General features: G+C 73.2%; 16 protein-coding genes and 3 pseudogenes. 5 read left to right on the forward strand and 14 right to left on the reverse strand.

Annotated features, from left to right (window positions below; all coding sequences use genetic code 11):
- Nucleotides 1-637: 637 nt before the first annotated feature.
- Nucleotides 638-1621, reverse strand: coding sequence for an aldo/keto reductase (locus DVA66_RS00630; RefSeq protein WP_114558279.1), 984 nt, complete (start codon nucleotides 1619-1621; stop codon nucleotides 638-640).
- Between the two features lie 92 nt (nucleotides 1622-1713).
- Here DVA66_RS00630 and DVA66_RS00635 point away from each other — a divergent pair, with 92 nt between their 5' ends.
- Genes DVA66_RS00635 through DVA66_RS00645 form a run of 3 tightly spaced genes read left to right on the forward strand, consistent with a single transcriptional unit; the run spans nucleotide 1714 to nucleotide 3715 of the window.
- Nucleotides 1714-2079 (forward strand): ArsR/SmtB family transcription factor, encoded by a 366-nt coding sequence (locus DVA66_RS00635; protein WP_114558289.1) that lies wholly within the window; start codon nucleotides 1714-1716, stop codon nucleotides 2077-2079.
- Entirely contained in the window at nucleotides 2076-2816 is a 741-nt protein-coding gene (locus DVA66_RS00640) for a cation diffusion facilitator family transporter (RefSeq protein WP_114558280.1), read from the forward strand. The genes DVA66_RS00635 and DVA66_RS00640 overlap by 4 nt, the downstream gene beginning before the upstream one ends.
- Nucleotides 2750-3715 (forward strand): cation diffusion facilitator family transporter, encoded by a 966-nt coding sequence (locus tag DVA66_RS00645; protein WP_456297808.1) that lies wholly within the window; start codon nucleotides 2750-2752, stop codon nucleotides 3713-3715. The genes DVA66_RS00640 and DVA66_RS00645 overlap by 67 nt, the downstream gene beginning before the upstream one ends.
- A gap of 4 nt (nucleotides 3716-3719) precedes the next feature.
- Here the strand turns inward: DVA66_RS00645 and DVA66_RS00650 are convergent, their stop codons facing one another.
- The 9 genes and pseudogenes from DVA66_RS00650 to DVA66_RS00690 all read right to left on the reverse strand — a co-directional run bounded on the left by DVA66_RS00650 (nucleotide 3720) and on the right by DVA66_RS00690 (nucleotide 14534).
- Nucleotides 3720-4802 (reverse strand): adenosine deaminase, encoded by a 1083-nt coding sequence (locus DVA66_RS00650; protein WP_232821654.1) that lies wholly within the window; start codon nucleotides 4800-4802, stop codon nucleotides 3720-3722.
- Between the two features lie 27 nt (nucleotides 4803-4829).
- Nucleotides 4830-5576: a GAF and ANTAR domain-containing protein gene (locus DVA66_RS00655; protein ID WP_198671363.1), complete on the reverse strand. Its 747-nt coding sequence runs from the start codon at nucleotides 5574-5576 to the stop codon at nucleotides 4830-4832.
- Nucleotides 5577-5690: 114 nt separating this feature from the next.
- Nucleotides 5691-6110, reverse strand: coding sequence for a cytidine deaminase (locus DVA66_RS00660; RefSeq protein WP_114127198.1), 420 nt, complete (start codon nucleotides 6108-6110; stop codon nucleotides 5691-5693).
- A complete protein-coding gene (locus tag DVA66_RS00665) occupies nucleotides 6097-7392 on the reverse strand; it encodes an ABC transporter permease (RefSeq protein WP_114558281.1) in 1296 nt (431 codons plus the stop codon). The genes DVA66_RS00660 and DVA66_RS00665 overlap by 14 nt, the downstream gene beginning before the upstream one ends.
- Nucleotides 7389-8573 (reverse strand): ABC transporter permease, encoded by a 1185-nt coding sequence (locus tag DVA66_RS00670; protein WP_232821658.1) that lies wholly within the window; start codon nucleotides 8571-8573, stop codon nucleotides 7389-7391. The genes DVA66_RS00665 and DVA66_RS00670 overlap by 4 nt, the downstream gene beginning before the upstream one ends.
- Nucleotides 8574-8694: 121 nt before the next feature.
- Nucleotides 8695-10266 (reverse strand): annotated as a pseudogene (locus DVA66_RS00675) (ABC transporter ATP-binding protein); the annotation flags it as partial.
- A 76-nt stretch (nucleotides 10267-10342) separates the two neighbouring features.
- Nucleotides 10343-11458 (reverse strand): BMP family lipoprotein, encoded by a 1116-nt coding sequence (locus tag DVA66_RS00680; RefSeq protein ID WP_198671365.1) that lies wholly within the window; start codon nucleotides 11456-11458, stop codon nucleotides 10343-10345.
- 186 nt (nucleotides 11459-11644) lie between these two features.
- Nucleotides 11645-12871, reverse strand: coding sequence for an amidohydrolase (locus DVA66_RS00685; protein ID WP_114558282.1), 1227 nt, complete (start codon nucleotides 12869-12871; stop codon nucleotides 11645-11647).
- 82 nt (nucleotides 12872-12953) lie between these two features.
- The gene (locus DVA66_RS00690; RefSeq protein WP_232821655.1) at nucleotides 12954-14534 is read right to left on the reverse strand and encodes an acyl-CoA mutase large subunit family protein; all 1581 of its coding nucleotides are present in this window, start codon (nucleotides 14532-14534) and stop codon (nucleotides 12954-12956) included.
- Nucleotides 14535-14611: 77 nt separating this feature from the next.
- On the opposite strand from DVA66_RS00690, the gene DVA66_RS00695 reads away from it, so the two are divergent.
- Nucleotides 14612-15340, forward strand: a complete 729-nt coding sequence (locus DVA66_RS00695; RefSeq protein ID WP_114558283.1) for a dienelactone hydrolase family protein — start codon at nucleotides 14612-14614, stop codon at nucleotides 15338-15340.
- Between the two features lie 58 nt (nucleotides 15341-15398).
- On the opposite strand, the gene DVA66_RS00700 is transcribed toward DVA66_RS00695, so the two are convergent.
- The 4 genes and pseudogenes from DVA66_RS00700 to DVA66_RS00715 all read right to left on the reverse strand — a co-directional run bounded on the left by DVA66_RS00700 (nucleotide 15399) and on the right by DVA66_RS00715 (nucleotide 19666).
- Nucleotides 15399-16625, reverse strand: coding sequence for a phosphotransferase (locus DVA66_RS00700; RefSeq protein WP_232821656.1), 1227 nt, complete (start codon nucleotides 16623-16625; stop codon nucleotides 15399-15401).
- Nucleotides 16626-16668: 43 nt separating this feature from the next.
- Nucleotides 16669-17700 (reverse strand): tryptophan--tRNA ligase, encoded by a 1032-nt coding sequence (gene trpS, locus DVA66_RS00705; RefSeq protein WP_114558285.1) that lies wholly within the window; start codon nucleotides 17698-17700, stop codon nucleotides 16669-16671.
- 13 nt (nucleotides 17701-17713) lie between these two features.
- Nucleotides 17714-19088, reverse strand: a pseudogene (locus tag DVA66_RS00710) (hemolysin family protein); the annotation flags it as partial.
- A gap of 32 nt (nucleotides 19089-19120) precedes the next feature.
- Entirely contained in the window at nucleotides 19121-19666 is a 546-nt protein-coding gene (locus DVA66_RS00715) for a uridine kinase family protein (RefSeq protein ID WP_114558287.1), read from the reverse strand.
- A gap of 92 nt (nucleotides 19667-19758) precedes the next feature.
- Here DVA66_RS00715 and DVA66_RS21465 point away from each other — a divergent pair.
- A pseudogene (locus tag DVA66_RS21465) lies at nucleotides 19759-20064 on the forward strand (hypothetical protein); the annotation flags it as partial.

Consider the following 20064-nt stretch of genomic DNA (forward strand, 5'->3'; position numbering starts at 1 on the left):
GAAGAATGCACCGTCATGTCCCCGACATTGACAGGTCGATATCGACGAGATCAATAGCCCGCGGAAAGAAGTTGAGAATTCTGGACAAACCGCTACCAGGGGAACTCGGTATTCTCATCCTATAACGATCTCGCCCGCCCCGCCTCCGCTCGCACAAGATATCTCAGAATTGATGAGCCTTTTCCCGTGGCGGTGTTTCTCGCGATAGGATGTCGGAGAACACCCGGGGCGGCGCAGGCCTCCATCGACGACGACGCAGAGGCGCTCAGTCCAGACGCACCCGGACGAACCGCCGCGGGTGCCGGCGTCGTCCGCCGGACTCGGCGGTGTCGGCCCGGACCTCGACCACGACGACCGGGTCGGCGTGGGTGATGGTGACCGGGTCACCGCCGAAGGGGCGGCGCTAGCTGGTCCGGCCGCGGGTGCGGAACCGTCGGCGGGCCCAGCGGCGGGCCGATGACCGCGCCAGGGCACCGCGAGCGAGGCCAGCGCGCCACCGAGCACAGACGCGATGACCCCCGCGTCACCACCAGCGACGTGTCCTTGTCGGCGCGCTCGCGGTCGAGGCCGATCGAAGTCGGTCACCCTCCGGTGCTAGCCGCCCGCCGCGGACCCAGACCGCGGCGGGCGACCGGGCTCACCAGGCGTAGTCCTCCGGGGCCGGCTTGTGGCCGGGGAAGAGCTCGTCGAGCCGCTCCAGGGTGGACGCGTCGAGGCTGACCTCGACCGCTGCGAGTGCGCCGTCGAGCTGCTCCGGCGTGCGGGGGCCGATGATCGGCGCGGTGACGACCGGCTGGTGCAGCAGCCAGGCCAGGGCCAGCACCGCCGGCTCCAGGCCGAGGTCGTCGGCCAGCTGCTCGTAGGCCTCGATCGCGGGCCGGTTCGCCTCCAGCGACTCCTTGGCCCGACCCTCCAGCCGGCGCTGGCCCTCGTTCTCCTTGCGGACCACACCACCCAGCAGACCGCCCTGCAGCGGCGACCACGGGATGACGCCGAGCCCGTGGTACTCCGCGGCGGGCAGCACCTCCAGCTCGACCTCGCGCTTGAGCAGGTTGTAGATCGACTGCTCGCTGACCAGCCCGTTGAACGAGCGCATCTCGGCCGCGGCCTGCGCCTGGGCGATGTGCCAGCCGGCGAAGTTCGAGCTGCCGACGTAGAGGATCTTGCCCTGCTGGACGGCGACCTCCATCGCCTGCCAGATCTCCTCCCACGGCGTGTCCCGGTCGACGTGGTGCATCTGGTAGAGGTCGATGTAGTCGGTCTGCAGCCGCTTCAGGCTGGCGTCCAGGGCCCGGCGGATGTTCAGCGCCGACAGCTTGCCCTGGTTGGGCCAGGGGCGGTCGGGGTCGGACATGTCGCCGTAGACCTTGGTGGCCAGCACCGTGCGCTCACGGCGTCCGCCGCCCTTGGCGAACCACTCGCCGATGATCTCCTCGGTGAGCCCGAGGCGGATCTGGCGGCCGTAGCCGTTGGCGGTGTCGAAGAAGTTGATCCCGACCTCGTGGGCGGAGTCCATGATCTGGTGGGCGGTCTGGGTGTCGGTGGCGGGCCCGAAGTTCATCGTCCCCAGGCAGAGGCGGGAGACGGAGAGCCCGGTGCGTCCGAGATGGGTGTAGTCCATGGCCCCACTCTGCCCGGCGCCTCCCCGCCACCATCTCCCGGGTCGAGGGTTGACCGGCGTCCGGTCAGCGGCGATAGCATCGCCGCGTGACGATGGGAACGACGACCGACGATGCCGCCCTGGTCGACGAGCGGGCGGCGCTCACGGCAGCCGCCTGCCTCTTCCGGGCCCTCGGCGACCCGGCCCGGTTGGCGATCCTGCGCCACCTGCTGCTCGGCGGGCACCGGGTGGTCGACCTCACCGCCCACCTCGGGCTGGCCCAGTCGACGGTGTCGGCGCACCTGGCCTGCCTGCGCGACTGCGGGCTGGTCAGCGCGCGTCCGCAGGGACGGGCCTCGGTGCACGAGCTGACCCAGCCTGAGCTGGTGCTGGAGACGCTGCGGGGCGCCGAGCGGCTGCTGGCCGCCACCGGTGACGCCGTCACCCTCTGCCCGGTCACCGGCGAGGACGTCCGGTGAGCGCCCCGGCGACGCCACGCCCTACCGGCTGGGTCGCCGACCCCGCGCTGCGTCGCCGGCTCGGACGCCGCGCCCAGCTGCTCGCCGGTGCGTCGGTGGTCTACAACGTCGTCGAGGCCGTGGTCGCCATCAGCAGCGGGATGGTCGCCGGCTCGGTCGCCCTGGTCGCCTTCGGCCTGGACTCCACCGTCGAGGTCGCCAGCGGCCTCATCATCCTGTGGCTGTTCCGCCACCGGTGGCCGGAGGCGCGGGAGCGGCTGGCGCTGCGGCTGCTGGCGGTCTCGTTCTTCGCACTCGCTCTCTGGGTCGGGGTGGAGTCGGTGCGGACGCTCCTCACCGGCAGCGATCCCGAGGCCTCGCCGGTGGGCATCGGGCTGGCCGTCGCCTCGCTCGTCGTGATGCCGCTGCTCTCCTGGGCGCAGCGCCGCACCGGCCGGGCGCTCGGGTCGAACGCGGTGGTCGCCGACGGCACCCAGACCCTGCTCTGCACCTACCTGTCCGCCGTGCTGCTGGTCGGGCTGCTGCTCAACGCCACCCTGGGCTGGTCCTGGGCCGACCCGCTCGCGGGGCTGGTGATCGCCGGAGTCGCGGTGCGGGAGGGCTACCAGGCCTGGCGGGGCGAGGGCTGCTGCGGCTCCGTCGGGGGCCGCGACGACGAGGACGCGTGCGGGTGCGGCGACGGCTGCACCGCCGCTTGCTGCCGACCGGCCGCCGCCCCAGCGGACCGGGTGGGCTGATGGGCGCCGGGCACAGCCACGGCCACGCCGGCGCCAAGCACCGCTGGCGACTGGCGGTCGCCTTCGGCCTGGTGGCCGTCTTCTTCCTCGTCGAGCTCGTCGCCGGGCTGGTGTCGGGCTCGCTGGCACTGCTCTCCGACGCCGGGCACATGGCCGCCGACGTGGTCGCGCTCGGCGCGGCGCTGGTCGCCACCCGGGTGGCGGCCCGGCCCGACACCACCGGGCGCCGCACCTTCGGCTCCTACCGCGCCGAGGTGTTCGCCTCCGGGCTGGCGGTGCTGCTCATGCTCGGCGTCGCGGCGTACGTGGTGGTGGAGGCGGTCGGCCGCTGGGGCTCGCAGGTCGAGCCGCAGACGGGGGCGATGGTCGTCGTCGGCGTCCTCGGGCTGGCGGTCAACGTGGCGGCGCTGGTGCTGCTGCGCGGCGGTGCCCGGGAGAGCCTCAACGTCCGTGGTGCCTACCTGGAGGTGCTGGCCGACACCGCCGGCTCGGTCGGGGTGGTGCTGGCCGGCGTCCTGGTGGCGACCACCGGGCAGCCGCTGTGGGACACCGGGGTGGCGCTGGCCATCGGCGCCTTCGTGGCCGTCCGGGCCGGGCTGCTGGGACGTCAGGTGCTCGCGGTGCTCGGCCAGCACGCCCCCGAGGGTGTCGACCCCGAGCGGGTGGCGGCCGACCTGGAGGCGATCGACGGTGTCCTGGAGGTGCACGACCTGCACCTGTGGACCCTCACCTCCGGCATGCACGTCGCCACCGCGCACCTGGTGACGGCCGAGGAGGAGGCGGTGCACCCGGTGCTCGACCGGGCCGGGGCCCTGCTGCGTGAACGGCACGGGCTGGCGCACGCGACCCTGCAGGTGGAGCCGCGCACGCACCGCACCTGCGCCGAGATCGACTGGTAGCCGCTCAGCCCCCCAGCCCGGGCAGCAGGACGTCCTCCCGCAGCCGGTCACGCTCCGGCTTGGGCAGGAAGGACGCCTCCAGCGCGGTCAGCTGCAGCCGGCGGAGCCGGTCGAGGTCCCAGCCGAAGGCCTCCACGCACAGCGCCAGCTCGCGGCTCAGCGTGGTGCGGCTCATCAGCCGGTTGTCGCAGCTGATCGTCACCGCGAAGCCGAGGTCGACCAGCCGGCCCACCGGGTGCTCGGCGATGCTGGCCGCGATCCCGGTCTGGAGGTTGGACGACGGGCACACCTCCAGCGGCAGCTGCAGGTCGCGCACCAGCGCGGCCAGCGTGCCGAGCCCGCCGTCGGCGGCCACGTCCTCCAGGACCCGGACGCCGTGGCCGAGCCGCTGCGCCCCGGCCAGGTGGACCGCCTCCCACACCGACTCCGGTCCGGCGGCCTCCCCGGCGTGGACGGTCACCCGGGCGTTGGCGCTCTTGAGCAGCTCGAAGGCCTCCAGGTGGCGTGACGGCGGGAACCCGTCCTCGGCGCCGGCGATGTCGTAGCCGGCGACCGAGTCGTCGCGGTACTCCACCGCCAGCCGCGCGATCTCGGCCGACCGGTCGGCGTGGCGCATCCCGGTGACGATCTGGCGGGCCACGATGGTCCGGCCCTGCGCCGCCGCCTCCGCGACCCCCTCGGCCAGGCCGTCGCGGACGGCCTCGACCGCGTGCGCCGGCGTCAACCCCTGCTGGCTGTGCTGCTCGGGCGCCCAGCGCGCCTCGGCGTAGACCACCCCGTCGGCGGCCTGGTCGAGCACCCACTCCCGGGCCACCCGGCGCAGCGCCGAGGGCGTCTGCGTCACCGCGATGGTGTGGTCGAAGGTCTCCAGGTAGCGCACCAGCGAGCCGGAGTCGGCGGCCTCGAAGAACCAGTCGGCCAGGGCCTCGGGACTCTCGGCCGGCAGGGTGTGGCCGATCTCGGCGGCCAGCTCGAGCACGGTGGCCGGCCGCAGCCCACCGTCGAGGTGGTCGTGCAGGGCGACCTTGGGCAGGGCCCGGATCTGCTCGGGGGTGGGCGGGATCAGCGGGTCAGCGGCGTTCGGCACGGCGGGCAGCCTAGTGCCACCGACCGGTCAGGACTCCATCAGATGGCCGGTCCGCACCAGCTCCTCGGCGACCTCGCGGAGCTTGACGTTGCGCTGCTGGCTCACCCGCGACAGCACCCGGAAGGCCACCGCCGCCTCGATCTGGAACCGCTCCATGAGGATGCCCTTGGCCTGCCCGATGAGGTCGCGGCTGGCGATCGCCCGGCCGAGCTGGTCGGCCTTCTGGGCGTTGGCGAAGGCCACCGCGGCATGGGTGGCGAACAGCAGCCCGATCTGCTCAGACTCGTCGTCGAAGGCGCGAGCACGGCGCGAGTAGAGGTTGAGGGCGCCGAGGTTGTCCCCCTCGACGTAGAGCTGGAAGGCCAGCATGCCCCTGGCGCCCAGCTCGAGCGCCCGGCGGCTGAACCGGGGCCACCGCTGCTCGGCGGCCATGTCGTCGACCCGGACGGTCTGCTGCTCGAAGGCCGCGTCCAGGCAGGGGCCCTCGCCCAGCTCGCTCTGCACGGCGTCGACCTGGTTGGGCAGCGCACTGGTGCCGTGGTAGCTGGAGACCTCGCGGCGCGCGAGCACCACGCTGATGGAGCCCTCGTCGGTGCCCGGGATCAGCGCCACCGCCGAGCGCACCAGCTCATCGAGCATGGTCTCGGTGTCGTCCTCGCTCTGCAGCTGCCGAGCCAGCGTCCCGAGGCTCTCGGCCAGCGCCTGGTCGGGGACGTCGCCGGCGCTCTCGGCCGACGGCTTCCCGCGCGCGCTGTCGTGGCTGTCGTCCCTCACCTCGGCTCCCTCGGTCGGCGATGGCCGCCGCAACGGCCCGAGGGCACGCTAGCAAGGGGCGGCCGCCGCCGCCCAGTCAGCGTGAGCAGGGCCGCGGGCGCACCCGCAGGTGCTTCAGCCGCCCCGGACCGCGTCGAGGTCGGTGACGTCGAAGGCGTCGGGCAGCACCTCGCGCATCGTGCGGATGCCGCGGGCGGTGTCGACCAGCAGGTCGGGACCGCCGTTCTCCCACAGCAGCTGACGGCAGCGACCACACGGCATCAGCACCTCACCCCGGGCGTCCACGCAGCTGAAGGCGACCAGTCGTCCACCACCGCCGGCGTGCAGCGCGGAGACGACCCCGCACTCGGCGCACAGCGTCACCCCGTAGCCGGCGTTCTCGACGTTGCAACCGACCACCACCCGGCCGTCGTCGACCAGCGCGGCCGCACCCACCGGGAACCGCGAGTACGGCACGTAGGCGTGCTCGGAGACGGCCCGAGCGGCCTCGCGCAGCGCGGCCCAGTCGACGTCGGCCGGCTCAGGGCTTGTCATAGGGCACCCCGTCCGCGGCCGGGGCCCGCACCTTCCCGATCAACCCGGCCACCGCGATGATCGTCGCCACGTAGGGCAGCACCAGCAGGAACTGGCTCGGCATCGGGGTGTTGAGGGTCTGCAGCTGGGAGGCCATCTGGGTGACGAAACCGAAGAACAGCGCCATCAGGGTCGCCCAGACCGGGTGCCAACGACCCATGATCAGCGCGGCCAGCGCGATGAAGCCGTTGCCGACCGTCATCTCCTTGGTGAACGACCCGGTGGCGGCGAGGGAGAAGAACGCGCCTCCCAGACCGCCGAAGACGCCGCCGACCAGCACCGCCGACCAGCGGATCCCGCGGACGCTGATGCCGACGGTGTCGGCGGCCTCGGGGTGCTCGCCGACCGCACGGACCCGCAGCCCCCAGGAGGTGCGGAACAGCAGGAACCAGACCACCAGCACGGAGGCGATCGCCAGGTAGGCCAGGGCGTTCTGCTCGAACAGCACCGGCCCGAGCAGCGGCAGCGCCGACAGCCCCGGGATCGGGATCGGGGTGAGCAGCGGCGCTGAGTTGAGGTCGCCCGAGCTGGGCTGCACCAGCTGGTCGAAGACGAAACCGGTGAGCCCGGCGGCGAGCAGGTTGAGCACCACCCCGAGCACCACCTGGTCGACCTTGTAGCGGATGGCGAACAGGGCCAGCAGGGCCGCCATCACCAGCCCGCCGACGACGGCAGCCAGCAGCGCCAGGGGGATCGAGTTGGTGATGCTGCCGACCACCGCGGAGGTGAAGGCGGCGCTGAGGAACTGGCCCTCGATCGAGACGTTGACGACGCCGGCCCGCTCGCAGAGCACCCCGCACAGGGCGCCCAGCACCAGCGGGGTCGCCAGGGTGAGCGTGCCGGAGAGCTGGTTGCTGACGGGGAACGGCAGGTCGCGCCCGGCGGCGGCCCAGGTGAGGAAGCCGAGCAGGAAGGCCAACCCGGCGACGACCCCGGCCAGGGTGCGCACCCGGCTGCTCAGCCGGCCGACGAGGAAGCCGACCCCGGCCAGCAGGCAGAGCAGCGCGCAGACCACCACGACCGGCACCCCCGGCAGCCCCAGGGTGGGCAGCTGCACCTCGTCGAAGGCGTTGGACAGCGCGAACCGGGCGACGTCGCCGGTGCTGGCGGTGAGCACCACCAGCACCACACCGACGACCAGCACCAGCACGCCGACCGACAGCCGGTGCGTGCGGTCCTCCCTGGACTCCAGCCGGGTGCTGGCGGGGCGCTCGGTCACGGGTTCGGGACGGGTGGTGGTCACGAGGACAGGCCTCCGGTCGGGGTGGTGCCGGTGAGCGGCGCGCGCCGCGCCTTGAGGAAGGGCACCACGGTGGTGACCAGGGCGGGTGCGGCGACGAAGAGCACGATCAGCGCCTGCAGCACGGTGGTGAGCTCGGCCGACGTCTGCGCCTGGGACTGCATCGCCAGCCCACCGGCGTGCAGCCCGCCGAACAGCAGCCCGGCCAGCACGGTCCCCAGCGGACGGGAGCGTCCGAGCAGGGCGACGGTGATGGCGTCGAAACCGATGCTGCCGACCAGACCGCCGCTGAGCGGGGTCGGCGTGCCGGAGACGTTGGGCCCGAGGGCGGCCTGCACCCCGGCGAGCCCGGCCAGCGCACCGGCGATGAGCATCGCCAGCACGGTGCTGCTGGACACGCTCATCCCGGCGGTCCGGGCGGCGTGCGGGTTGAGCCCGACCGACTTGATGGTGAACCCGGCCACCGAACGCTCCATGAGGAACCAGACCAGCACCGCCGCGGCCAGCGCGAGGACGAAACCCAGGTGCAGCCGGCTGCCCTCCAGCCGCGGCATGGTGGCGTTCCAGTCGACCACCGGCGAAATCGGGTCGGCGCGTCCCGGACGCTGGAAGGCGGTGGTGGTGAGCGCGAAGGCCAGCAGGCCGGTGGCGATGTAGTTGAGCATGATGGTGACGATCACCTCGTGCGCCCCCGCCCGGGCCTTGAGGACGCCGGCGATGCCGCCCCACACCGCCCCGGCCAGCATGCCGAAGGTCACCGCCACCACCAGGTGGATGCCCGGCGGCAGGTGCCAGCTGAAGCCGACCCAGGCGGCCGCCATCGCCCCGACCACGGCTTGGCCCTGGGCGCCGATGTTGAACAGCCCGGCCCGGAAGGCCAGCCCGACGCCCAGACCGGCGCAGATCAGCGGGGCGGCCTGCGCGGTGGTCTCGGTCAGCGGCACCCAGCCGCCCACCGACCCGGCGACCAGCGCGGCGTAGGCCGAGGACACCTTCTCCCACGACGCCCCCAGCGGCAGCTGCGGCGCGGTGAACAGGTAGGCGTACTGCCCGACCACCGCGGGGTCGGAGACGATCATCAGCACCGCGCCGACGAGGAAGGCCAGCACGAACGCCAGCGCGGTGATCAGCACGTCGCGCCAGGGCACCCAGCGGCCGAGCCGGCGCAGCACCCATCCGAGCAGCTCAGACACCACTCCCACCGCCCTCCAGGCCCGGCCCGGCAGGGCCCGAACCCTCCAGCTCCGCCACGTGCTCGGCCACCTCGGCCTCCAGCTTCTGCTCCTCCTCGGCCACGGTGGTCACCGAGGCCGAGCGGACCGCCTCCTCGTGCGGGACGCCGGCCATCATCAGCCCGAGCACCTCCCGCGAGGTGTCGGCGTCGACCACCCCGACCACCCGGCCGCGGTACATCACCGCGATCCGGTCGGCCAGCGCGGACACCTCGTCCAGCTCGGTGGAGACGATGAGCACGGCGGTGCCCTTGTCGCGCTCCTGCACGATCCGCTGGTGCAGGAACTCGATGGCGCCGACGTCCACCCCACGGGTGGGCTGGGAGGCGATCAGCAGCGACAGCGGGCGCGACAGCTCACGCGCCAGCACCACCTTCTGCTGGTTGCCGCCCGACAGCGAGGCCACCGGCGTCTCGACGGACTGGGTGCGGACGTCGAACTGCTCGGTCAGCGTCTCGGCGTGGGAGCGGATGTCCCCCAGCCGCAGCAGACCGCGGTCGGCGAAGGCGTCCACGTGGTTGAGCACCATGTTCTCCGCGACGGTGAAGGAGCCGACGAAGCCGTCGTGCTTGCGGTCCTCGGGGACGAAGCCCATCCCGGCCCGCAGCCGGCGCCGCGGCGTCGCCCGGCTGAGGTCGGTGCCGTCCAGGCGGATGCGACCGCGACTGGCGGGCACCACCCCGAGCAGCGCCTCGGCCAGCTCGCTCTGCCCGTTGCCCTGCACCCCGGCCACGCAGAGGATCTCCCCACCGGCCACCTCCAGGTCGACGTCGTCGACGACCACCACGCCGTCGGGGCTGGTGACGGTGAGGTGCTCGACCTCCAGCCGCGCCCCGGCCACCTGCGCCGGGGTCTTGTCGACCCGCAGCGAGACGGCCCGGCCGACCATCATCTCGGCCAGCTCCGACTCCGAGGCCGACGGCGCGGCCTCCCCGACCACCCGGCCGCGGCGGATCACGGTGATCCGGTCGGCGATGGCGCGCACCTCGCGCAGCTTGTGGGTGATGAAGACGATGGCGCGGCCCTCGTCGCGCAGCGCGCGCATCACCTCGATCAGCTCGTCGGTCTCCTGCGGGGTGAGCACCGCGGTGGGCTCGTCGAAGACGAGGAAGCGGGCGTCGTTGCTCAGCGCCTTGAGGATCTCCACCCGCTGCTGGACGCCGATCGGCAGGTCCTCCACGCGGGCGTCGGGGTCGACCTCGAGCCGGTAGCGCTCCGACATCTCCCGGACCAGCCGGCGGGCCGCGCGCAGGTCGAGGATGCCGCCGCGTCCGGGCTCGCGGCCGAGCACGATGTTCTCGGCGACGCTGAACACGTCGACCAGCATGAAGTGCTGGTGCACCATGCCGATCCCGGCGTCGATGGCCTGGCGCGGGTTGGCGAATCGGACCGGTGCACCGTCCAGCAGGATCTCCCCGCCGTCGGGCTGCAGCAGCCCGTACAGCTGGTTCATCAGGGTGGACTTGCCGGCCCCGTTCTCACCCAGCAGGCAGTGGATCTCGCCGGGGCGCAGGTCGAGGCTGACGGCGTCGTTGGCGACCAGGGAGCCGAACACCTTGGTGATCCGGTCCAGCCGCAGGACGCCCGCACCGGCGTCCGTCCCGGCCACGTCCCCTGCGGGCGGGGAGGCGCTGCTCTGGGTCACCTTCGGGATCCTTCCACACGGGTCCGGCAGCGCGACGCCCCGAGCCCGGTGCAGGGCTCGGGGCGGCGGCGGGTGCTCACTTGGGCTGGGCGGCGGACTCGATCTGGATGGTGCCGGAGGTGATGTCGGTGCGCAGCTGCTCCAGCTCGGCCTTCAGCTCGGCCGGCACGTCGTCCTCGAACTCGTTGAACGGGGCCAGACCGGTGCCGTCGTTCTCGAGGGTGCCGACGTAGGGCTCGTTGGAGAACTCGTCGTCGTACGACGCCCGGATGGCGTCGGCCACCGCGAGGTCCATCGCCTTGTAGACGCTGGAGATCAGCTGCGGGCAGTACTGCTCGGCCGAGACGCAGCCGTCGGTGTCGACCCAGATGGCGTTGACGTTGCCGCCGCTGGACTGGGCCGCCTGCAGGGCGCCCTCACCGGCCGGGCCGGCGACCGGGAAGAGGATGTCCGCACCCTGGCTGACCAGGGTGTCGGCGGTCTGCTTGCCGCCGGCGATGTTCTGGAACGGGTCGTCACCGGGGACGAACTGGCCGTCCTGGTTCTCCGAGCTCCAGCCGATCACCTGGACGTCGGTGCCCTTGGTCTCGTTGTGGTGGGCCACGCCCTGGGCGAAGCCGTCCATGAAGATCGTCACGGTCGGGATCTGCAGGCCGCCGAAGGTGCCGACGGTGCCGGTCTTGGTCATGCCCGCGGCCAGGTAGCCGGCGAGGAAGCTGGACTCGGCGGTGTTGAACAGCAGCGGCTTGAGGTTGTCCAGGTCGGCGCTGCCCTCGGGGTTGGAGTCGACGATGGCGAAGTCGATGTCGGGGTTGGCCTCGGCCGCGGCGGTGGTCGCGTCGTCGAGCAGGAAGCCGACGGTGACGATGATGTTGCAGCCGTCGGCGACCATCGCCTCCACGTTGGGGGCGAAGTCGGCGTTGGTCGAGGACTGCACCTCGTTGCTCTCGATGCCGAGCTCGGCGACGGCGTCGGTCAGACCCTTGTAGGAGGTCTGGTTGAACGACTTGTCGTCGAAGCCGCCGGAGTCCGACACCATGCAGGCCTTGAACGCCGCGGCGCCGTCACCGCTGCCGCCGGCGCTCTCGCTGGTGCTGGGCTGCGGGGCCTGGGGTGCCGGCGGCTCGGCGCAGCCGGCCAGGGCGAGCAGGGCGGCGGTCGCCAGTGTGGCGACGGCGGGGAGCTTCTTCACGACGAGGGCCTTTCGACAGGAGGATCCACGCCCGCGGGGGGTGGGTTGAGACGATCATGCGGCCGCCTCGGGCGGGCGCTGGAACTGTAGAACGGCAGCCCTGCCCGCGTCTGCTCCGACCGGGGGCTCCGGCCGGAGTGGTATCGACTTGTAATACGCCGGGGTCCGGAGAGGCCCGGCGGGCGGTCAGGACAGGCGGGCGGCGCCCACCGCGGCGACCCGGCTGAGCACCTGGACGCCGACCGCGATGCAGCCCTCGTCGACGTCGAAGTAGGGCCGGTGGATGTCGGGCCAGTCGGTCTCGCCCGGGCTGCGCACACCGAGCCGGGCCATCGCCCCCGGCACCCGCTGCAGCATCCAGGAGAAGTCCTCCCCGCCGAGGGACTGCTCGGTGCGGGTGACCGAGCCGCGACCGAGCTGGCTCTGCGCGGCGTCCATCAGCCGGTCCACGCCGGCCGGGTGGTTGACCGTCGGCGGCAGCCCCTCGTCGAAGTCGACCTCGATGGCGACGTCGTAGGGCGCGACCAGGTGCTCCAGCACCTCCGGCAGCAGGGTGCGGGCCCGCTCCCAGCCCTCCACGGTCAGCGTCCGCATGGTCCCGGCGACCACGCCGTGCCGCGGGATCGCGTTCTCGGCGGTGCCGGCCTGGACGTGGCCCCAGATCAGCGAGGTGCCGCTGCGCGGGTCGAGCCGGCGGGACAGCACCAGCGGGGCCTGGGTGATCACGGCACCCAGCGCGGCCACCACGTCGCTGGTGGCGTGCGGGCGCGAGGTGTGCCCGCCCGGCCCGCTGAGCGAGACCCGGATGCGATCGGCGGCCGAGGTGATCGGGCCCTTCTTCAGCGCCACCTGCCCGACATCGGTGCGCGGGTCGCAGTGCAGCGCGTACACCTCGTCCAGACCCTCCAGCGCCCCCTCGGCGATGACCTCGGGCGCTCCGCCGGGACTGACCTCCTCGGCCGGCTGGAAGATCAGCCGGACGGTGTTGCGCAGCAGCCCGCGGTCGCGCAGCCGGGCCAGCACCAGACCGGCGCCGAGCACGATCGTGGTGTGCACGTCGTGGCCGCAGGCGTGGGCCACCCCGGCCTGGGTGGAGGCGTAGGGGACGTCCTTGGTGTCGTTGATCGGCAGCGCGTCGATGTCGGCGCGCAGCCCCACCCGGGCCGGACGCCGCTCGCCGTCGAGCACCGGCACCGGCTCGCGCGGGGCGATCTCGCAGACCAGACCGGTGCCCATCGTCAGCGGCTCGGGGCTGAGCCCGGCCCGCGTCAGCCGCTGCACCAGCCGGGAGGTGGTGCGCCGCTCGTTGAAGCCGATCTCGGGGTGGGCGTGCAGGTCACGCCGGAAGCTGACCAGCTCGTCGTCGAGCCCGAGGGTGGCTTCGCGGATGACTTCCTGGACCTGGTTGTACACGAGGTGCGGGCTTCCTGAGGACGACGTCGGGACCTCTCGCAGTCTGCCAGAACCCGTGCCCCGGACCGTCCCGCCCGCCGGCTCAGAAGGTCTCGCGGGGCCGGTGGACGCCCCAGACGTCGCGCAGCGCGCCGCACACCTCGCCCACGGTGGCGCGCCGGCGCAGCGCCTCCTTCAACGGCACCAGCACGTTGTCGGTACCGGCCGCCGCCCGCCGGACCTCCTCCAGCGCGGCCTCCACCGCGTCGCCGTCGCGGGACGCCCGCAGCCGGGCCAGCCGGGCGGTCTGCTCGGCCTCCAGGGCCGGGTCCACCCGCAGCGGCTGGTAGGGCTCGTCCTCCTCGACGGTGAACCGGTTGACGCCGATGACCACCCGCTCGCCGTCGTCGACCTCGCGCGCCACCCGGTAGGCGGTGCGCTCGATCTCGCTCTTCTGGAAGCCCTCCTCGATGGCCCGCACCGCCCCGCCGCGCTCCTCCACCGCCGCCATCAGCCGCAGCGCCTCGGCCTCCAGGTCGTCGGTCAGGCTCTCCACCACGTAGGAACCGGCGAACGGGTCGACGGTGGCGGTGAGGTCGGTCTCGTGAGCGAGCACCTGCTGGGTGCGCAGCGCCAGCCGGGCCGCCTTCTGGGTGGGCAGCGCGATCGCCTCGTCGAAGGAGTTGGTGTGCAGCGACTGGGTGCCGCCGAGCACCGCGGCCATCGCCTGCACCGTCACCCGGACCAGGTTGACCTCCGGCTGCTGGGCGGTGAGCTGGACGCCGGCGGTCTGGGTGTGGCAGCGCAGCATCATCGAGCGCGGGTTCTGCGCGCCGAACCGGTCGCGCATCAGGTGCGCCCAGATCCGGCGGGCGGCGCGGAACTTCGCCACCTCCTCCAGCAGCGTGGTGCGCGCGACGAAGAAGAAGGACAGCCGCGGCGCGAACTCGTCCACCGCCAGTCCCGCCCCCAGCGCCGCCTCGACGTAGGCGATCGCGTTGGCGAGGGTGAAGGCGATCTCCTGCGCCGGCGTGGCCCCGGCCTCGGCCATGTGGTAGCCCGAGATCGAGATGGTGTTCCAGCGCGGCAGGTGCTCGCGGCAGTAGGCGAAGGTGTCGGCGACCAGCCGCAGCGACGGCTCGGGCGGGAAGATGTAGGTGCCGCGGGCGATGTACTCCTTGAGCACGTCGTTCTGGACGGTGCCGGTGAGCCGCTCGGCGGGCACCCCCTGCTCCTCGGCGACCAGCTCGTAGAGCAGCAGCAGCACCGCGGCGGGGGCGTTGATCGTCATCGAGGTCGACACCTCGCCCAGCGGGATGGCGTCGAACAGGACGGCCATGTCCTCCACCGAGTCGATCGCCACCCCCACCTTGCCGACCTCGCCGGCGGCCAGCGGCGCGTCGGAGTCGTGGCCCATCTGGGTGGGCAGGTCGAAGGCCACCGAGAGCCCGGTGGTGCCGTGCCCGATCAGCTCGCGGTAGCGGGCGTTGGACTCCCGGGCGGTGCCGAACCCGGCGTACTGGCGCATCGTCCAGGGACGCTCGGTGTACATGCCGGGGTGGACGCCGCGGGTGTAGGGGAAGGCGCCCGGCTCACCCAGCGCGGCCGGATCGGCGCCCTCGCGGTCGGCCGGGCCGTAGACCCGGGCGAAGGGGGTGCCGGACTCCGTCTCGCCACGCACCACCCGACCTCCTCGACGCTGCTGGGCACCTCCGCCGCGGCCGATGATGCCATGCCGGTCGACGTGGCAGGATCAGCCGCATGACGACCCCACGCCGGATCGACGTCGACACCCCGGACGGCCCGATGCCGGCCGACTGGTTCGCGCCGCGGGCCGAGCCGGCCGCCACGGTGGTGCTGTTCCAGGAGATCTTCGGCGTCACCGACTACATCCACCGCCGCAGCCGCGACCTGGTCGCCGAGGGCTACGGCGTGCTGGTGCCGCACCTGTACTGGCGGCTCGGCGAGGGCGGCACCGCGCCGGTGGTCACCGAGACCGACGGCGACGCGCTGGAGCGGGCGATGGGGCTGGCGCAGCGGCTCGAGCTGGAGACCGCGGTGGCCGACGGGGTGAGCGCGGTCGAGACCGTCCGGCGCTACGACGGGTCGACCGGGCTCGGGCTGCTCGGCTTCTGCTTCGGCGGCGGGGTGGCCTTCGCGGTCGCGGCCCGGGTGCAGCCGGACGTCCTCATCAGCTACTACGGCTCGGCGCTGCCGTCGCTGCTCGACCTGGCTCCCCAGGTCACCTGCCCGAGCCTGCACCACTTCGGCGACGCCGACGCCTTCATCGACGCCGACGCCCGCGCCCGGATCCGCGAGGCCGTCAGCGCCAGCGGCGCCACCTGGATGGACCACCCCGGCGCCAACCACGCCTTCGACAACCACCTCGGCGCCTGGCACCACCACCAGGCCGCCGTCAACGCCTGGCACGCCACCACCGAGTTCCTCGACGACCACCTCCCCACCGCCGCGGTCCCCCACCCGTCCTGACCGCCAGTTCGGGATCCGGCACCGACATCGGTGCCAGATGGCGAACCGGGGCCCGGGGCTAGCGGACCTGGCGGACGAGGGCCTCGGCGGCGTCGAGGATGAAGGACGTCTCCCGCGCCCAGTGGGGCTCCTGGCTGCGGTAGGGGCCGGTCGCCAGCGAGATGATCACCGCCGCCGCCCGCAGCCGCAGCTCGGCGGGGTCGACGCGGGTGTCGAAGACGGGCACCCAGCCCTGCAGCAGGGCCCGCACCCGGGCCGCCTGCTGGGCGTTCATCCGCTGCACGGTGGAGAGGTGGGCGACCAGGCAGGCCAGGTCGTCGACCCGGCGTCCGGGGCCGATGGTGTCGACGTCGAGGACGCCGACGATCCGGCCCGCCTCGACGTGCACCTGGCCCTCGTGGAAGTCGCCGTGGGTCGGCTCGTCGCCGGGGCTGATGCCGGCCAGCCCGGACTGGATCTCACCGCTGATCCAGTCCAGCCGGCGGCGCTCCATCGGCAGCGCCCGGGCGACCATCTGGCTGTAGTGCTGCACCGAGTCGGTCCACGGCGGACGCCGCTGCAGCTGGCTGACCGCCAGCGGCATCGCGTCCAGCAGGGTGATCAGCGCCTCGGCGGTGCACGGCGGGCGCTCGTCGAAGATCGCCTTGGCCAGCGGCCGTCCGCCCACCTCACGCAGCACCAGCAGGTAGTCCTCGGTGGTCGCCACCACCGGCGGGGCGGGGACGCCGGCCTCCAGCAGCATCCGGTGGCGCCGCTCGACGTCGGCGAAGAGCTGGGCCCGCAGCACCTTGACGTAGAACACCGTCCGGCCCACCGGCGAGTCCACCGTGACCCGCAGCACCGCCCGGCGCCGCGGCCGGTAGGCGATCATCTCCAGGGTGACCTCGTCGGGACGCACCGGCCGCGGCAGCACCCGGTGCGTGGTCAGCAGGTCGGCCATCTGGTCGGGGTAGGCGGCCCGCGCCAGACCTGGCAGGTCGGGGTCCTTGGGGTAGAGCCACACCGCCAGCCGCCGGTCGCCGGCGGCGAAGATCTCGGCCCGCTCGTCGCTGGGCGCCGGACCGCCCGCCCGCGCGCTGACCCCGAGCAGCTCGTCGCGGCGGCCGAAGGGCCACTTCACCGAGGCGTGGTAGGTGGCGGTGGTGGAGTGCTGGGGGTTGGCGTCGACATGGTCCATCCGCCAGTCGAGCAGCTGCCCGCCGGCGTGCTCGACCGCCGCGCTCAGCAGCTCACCGACGTCGCGGGAGGTGAGCAGCCGCGAGCCATCAGGGTCCTGCTGCTCCACCGGCACCTCCCGGACGAGTCGACCTGGTCCGCGCGCCAGTGTGTCAGCGCGCTGTGCCCGCCGCGCCCGCCGGGCGCACCAGACCAACCGCATCGTAGACGTCGGCCAGCGTCTTCGCCGCGACCGCGCGCGCACGTTCCGCGCCGGCCACCAGCAGCGCCTCCAGCTCGGTCCGCTCCTCCATCAGCTCCAGGGTGCGCTGGCGGAACGGGGTGATGACCTCCATCGCGGCATCGGCGACGGCGACCTTGAGGTGGCCGTACATCTTGCCGTCGAAGTCGGCGACCAGCTGCTCGACCGAGCGGCCGCTGAACACCGAGAGCAGGTTGAGCAGGTTGGAGACGCCCGGCTTGTTCTCCTCGTCGTAGGCGATCACGGTGTCGGAGTCGGTGACCGCGGAGCGGAACTTCTTGATGTTGGCCTTCGGCTCGTCGAGCAGCTCGATGATCCCGTTGGGCGAGGAAGACGTCTTGCTCATCTTCGAGGTCGGGTCCTGCAGGTCCATGATCTTGCCGACCGAGCCGACGATGTGCGGCTCCGGCACGGTGAACACCTCGCCGAAGCGGTGGTTGAAGCGCTGCGCCAGGTCGCGGGTCAGCTCCAGGTGCTGGCGCTGGTCCTCCCCCACCGGGACGCGCTCGGCCTGGTAGAGCAGGATGTCGGCGGCCATCAGGATCGGGTAGGTGAACAGCCCGACGTTGGCCTTGTCCGCACCGACGCGGGCCGACTTGTCCTTGAACTGGGTCATCCGGCTGGCCTGGCCGAAACCGGTCAGGCAGCTGAGCACCCAGGCCAGCTGGGCGTGCTCACCGACGTGGCTCTGCGCGAACACCGGCGAGCGCACCGGGTCGACACCGGCCGCCACGAACTGGGCGGCGCTGCGCAGGGTGCGCTCGGTCAGCTGCTGCGGCTCCACCTCGACGGTGAGCGCGTGCAGGTCCGCGACGCCGTAGAAGGTCTCGTAGTCGTCCTGCAGGGCCACCCACTGCCGCAGCGCACCGAGGTAGTTCCCCAGGTGCAGGGAGTCGGCGGTGGGCTGGGTCAGGGAGAGCACGCGGGCTGGCATGGCGGTCATTGTTCCATCGTCGGGACGCCGCCGCGTCCGGGTTCGGCGACCGGCCGGCCTCACGACCCCGGGGTGGCGGGGGTCGCCGGACGCGCCCCGACCGTCACCCGGAAGCGGGCGGCGCGGCGGCCGTCCAGCTCGAGCACCTGGAAGCGGACCGCGTGCCCGGGCTCGTCCTCACCGGCGTCGGACGCCCGCAGCTCGACCTCGAGCTCGTCGCCGGGCAGCGGGAGGCGTCCGAGCCGGGCCATGAACCAGCCGGCCACCGTGTCGTAGGGACCCTCGTCGAGGACCAGCCGGTGGCGCTCGGTGAACTCCTCCAGCGTGGTCAGCCCGTCCAGCTCGCCGGCCGCCGGCGCGGGCATCCCGACCACCACGTCGTACTCGTCGGTGATGTCGCCGACCAGCTCCTCGACCAGGTCCTCCATGGTGACGATGCCGGCGGTGCCGCCGTACTCGTCGCGGACCACCGCGAGGTGGGCGGCGCGGCGCCGCATCTCGGTCAGCGCCGGCAGCATCCGCACCGTGTCGGGCAGCGAGATCACCGGCCGAACGAGCTGCTGCACGGTGCTGGCCCGTCCGGCCAGACCGGGGTCGAAGAGGTCGCGGACGTGCACGAAGCCGACCACGTCGTCGGTGGACTGGGCGGTCACCGGGTAGCGGGAGTGCGGTGCGTCGCGCACCTCGCGGACGGCGCGGGAGACCGGCATGTCGCCGGCCAGGAAGTCCACCTCGGTCCGCGGCACCATCACCTCCCGCAGGCTGCGCTCGCCCGCGCTGAACACCTCGTCCACGATCCGGCGCTCCTCCGCACCCAGGGTGACCGAGGTGCTGACCATGGCGCGGATCTCCTCGTCGGTCACCTCCTCCCGGCTCGCCTTCGGGTCGCCGCCGAGCAGCCGCACCGCCACGTTGGTGGACGCCCCCAGCAGCCAGATCACCGGCCGGGCCAGGGTGGCGATGAGGTCGACCAGCGGCGCCAGCGCCAGCGCGAAGCCCTCGGCCCGTTGCAGCGCGAGCCGCTTGGCGGTGAGCTCGCCCAGCACGATCGAGAGGTAGGAGATGACGATGGTGATGGCGACCAGGGCCAGGGTGTCGGCCACGCCGGCCGGCACGCCCCGGCTCTGCAGCACCGGCGACAGGTCGTCGGCGAGGGTGGCGGCGCCGAAGGCGGCGGACAGGAAGCCGGCCAGGGTCACCCCGATCTGCACCGCGGAGAGGAAGCGGTTGGGGTTGGCGGCCAGCCGGGCCACCTTCTGACCCCGGCTGCCGCGGTGGCTGAGGCTCTTGACCTGGCTCTCGCGCAGCGACACCAGCGACATCTCCGCCGCGGCGAACACCCCGCCGACCACCGTGAAGAGCAGGATCAGCCCGATGTTGACGAGCGTGGAGTTCACGCGCCGAACCCTAGTCGGCCCGGCGGTGGCGGTCAGCGTCCGTCGACGACGAGGTCGGCGCGCAGGTCGGGACGCTGCTCGGCGAGGTAGTCCTCCTCGCTGGGGATCCACTCGGCCAGCCACCGCTCGCGCCACACCCGCTCGCCGTCGCGGGAGCGCGCCCGGGCGTGCCGGATCGCGGCCGGGACGTCCACCCAGATGGTGACGTCCCAGGGCACCGTCAGCCGCCGGTCGGTGGCCGAGACCCCCTCGACGACGACGGGGACGCCCGGGGAGGCCTGCTGCCACTCCAGCGGCCGGTCGGCGGTGAGGTCCCAGCGCTGCCACCGTGCCACCCGGTCGGCCAGCAGCGGCTGGAGCACCTGGGTGGTGAAGAGGTCGTGGTGCCAGGTCGGCACACCGGGACGGGCGAAGTCGTCGACGTGCACCACCACGGCCCCGTCCAGCGCGCGTCGCAGCGTCTCGGCGAAGGTGGTCTTGCCCGAGGCGCCCATCCCGTCGACCCCGACCCAGGACGTCCGCCGCAGGGGTGTGAGCCGCTCCCGCACCTGCCGGACCGCCACCGCGGCATCGATCACGGCACTCCTCCGGGGGGACGGTCGCGGGGCTACGCTGGCGGCGCGGGTTCGGGCGCACCACCTCGACGGTGCCTTCACGAAAGGGCTGCTGCGTGTCGTCACAGTACTTCGCCGGAGGAGACCCGGGACCGCACCGCGACGACCGGACGGGCTCCGAGCCGACCGAGCCGCTCCCCGCCGACCCGACCCCGTCCGGGACGACCTGGCCCGCCTACCCGGCACCGCCCGAGCCGACCCGTCCGCTCGATCCGGAGGCCGCCGCCTGGGGGCCGGGCTCCTCCACCTCCGCCGACCCGGACGCACCGCACCCCTCCGCGTCGGCCGACCCGTACGCACCCCGGTCCGCCGCCTCGGCCGAGCCGTACGCGCCGTACCCGGCTGCCGCGCCCGCCGACCCC

This window comes from Desertihabitans aurantiacus (assembly GCF_003344635.1).
Taxonomy (GTDB): Bacteria; Actinomycetota; Actinomycetes; order Propionibacteriales; family Propionibacteriaceae; genus Desertihabitans; species Desertihabitans aurantiacus.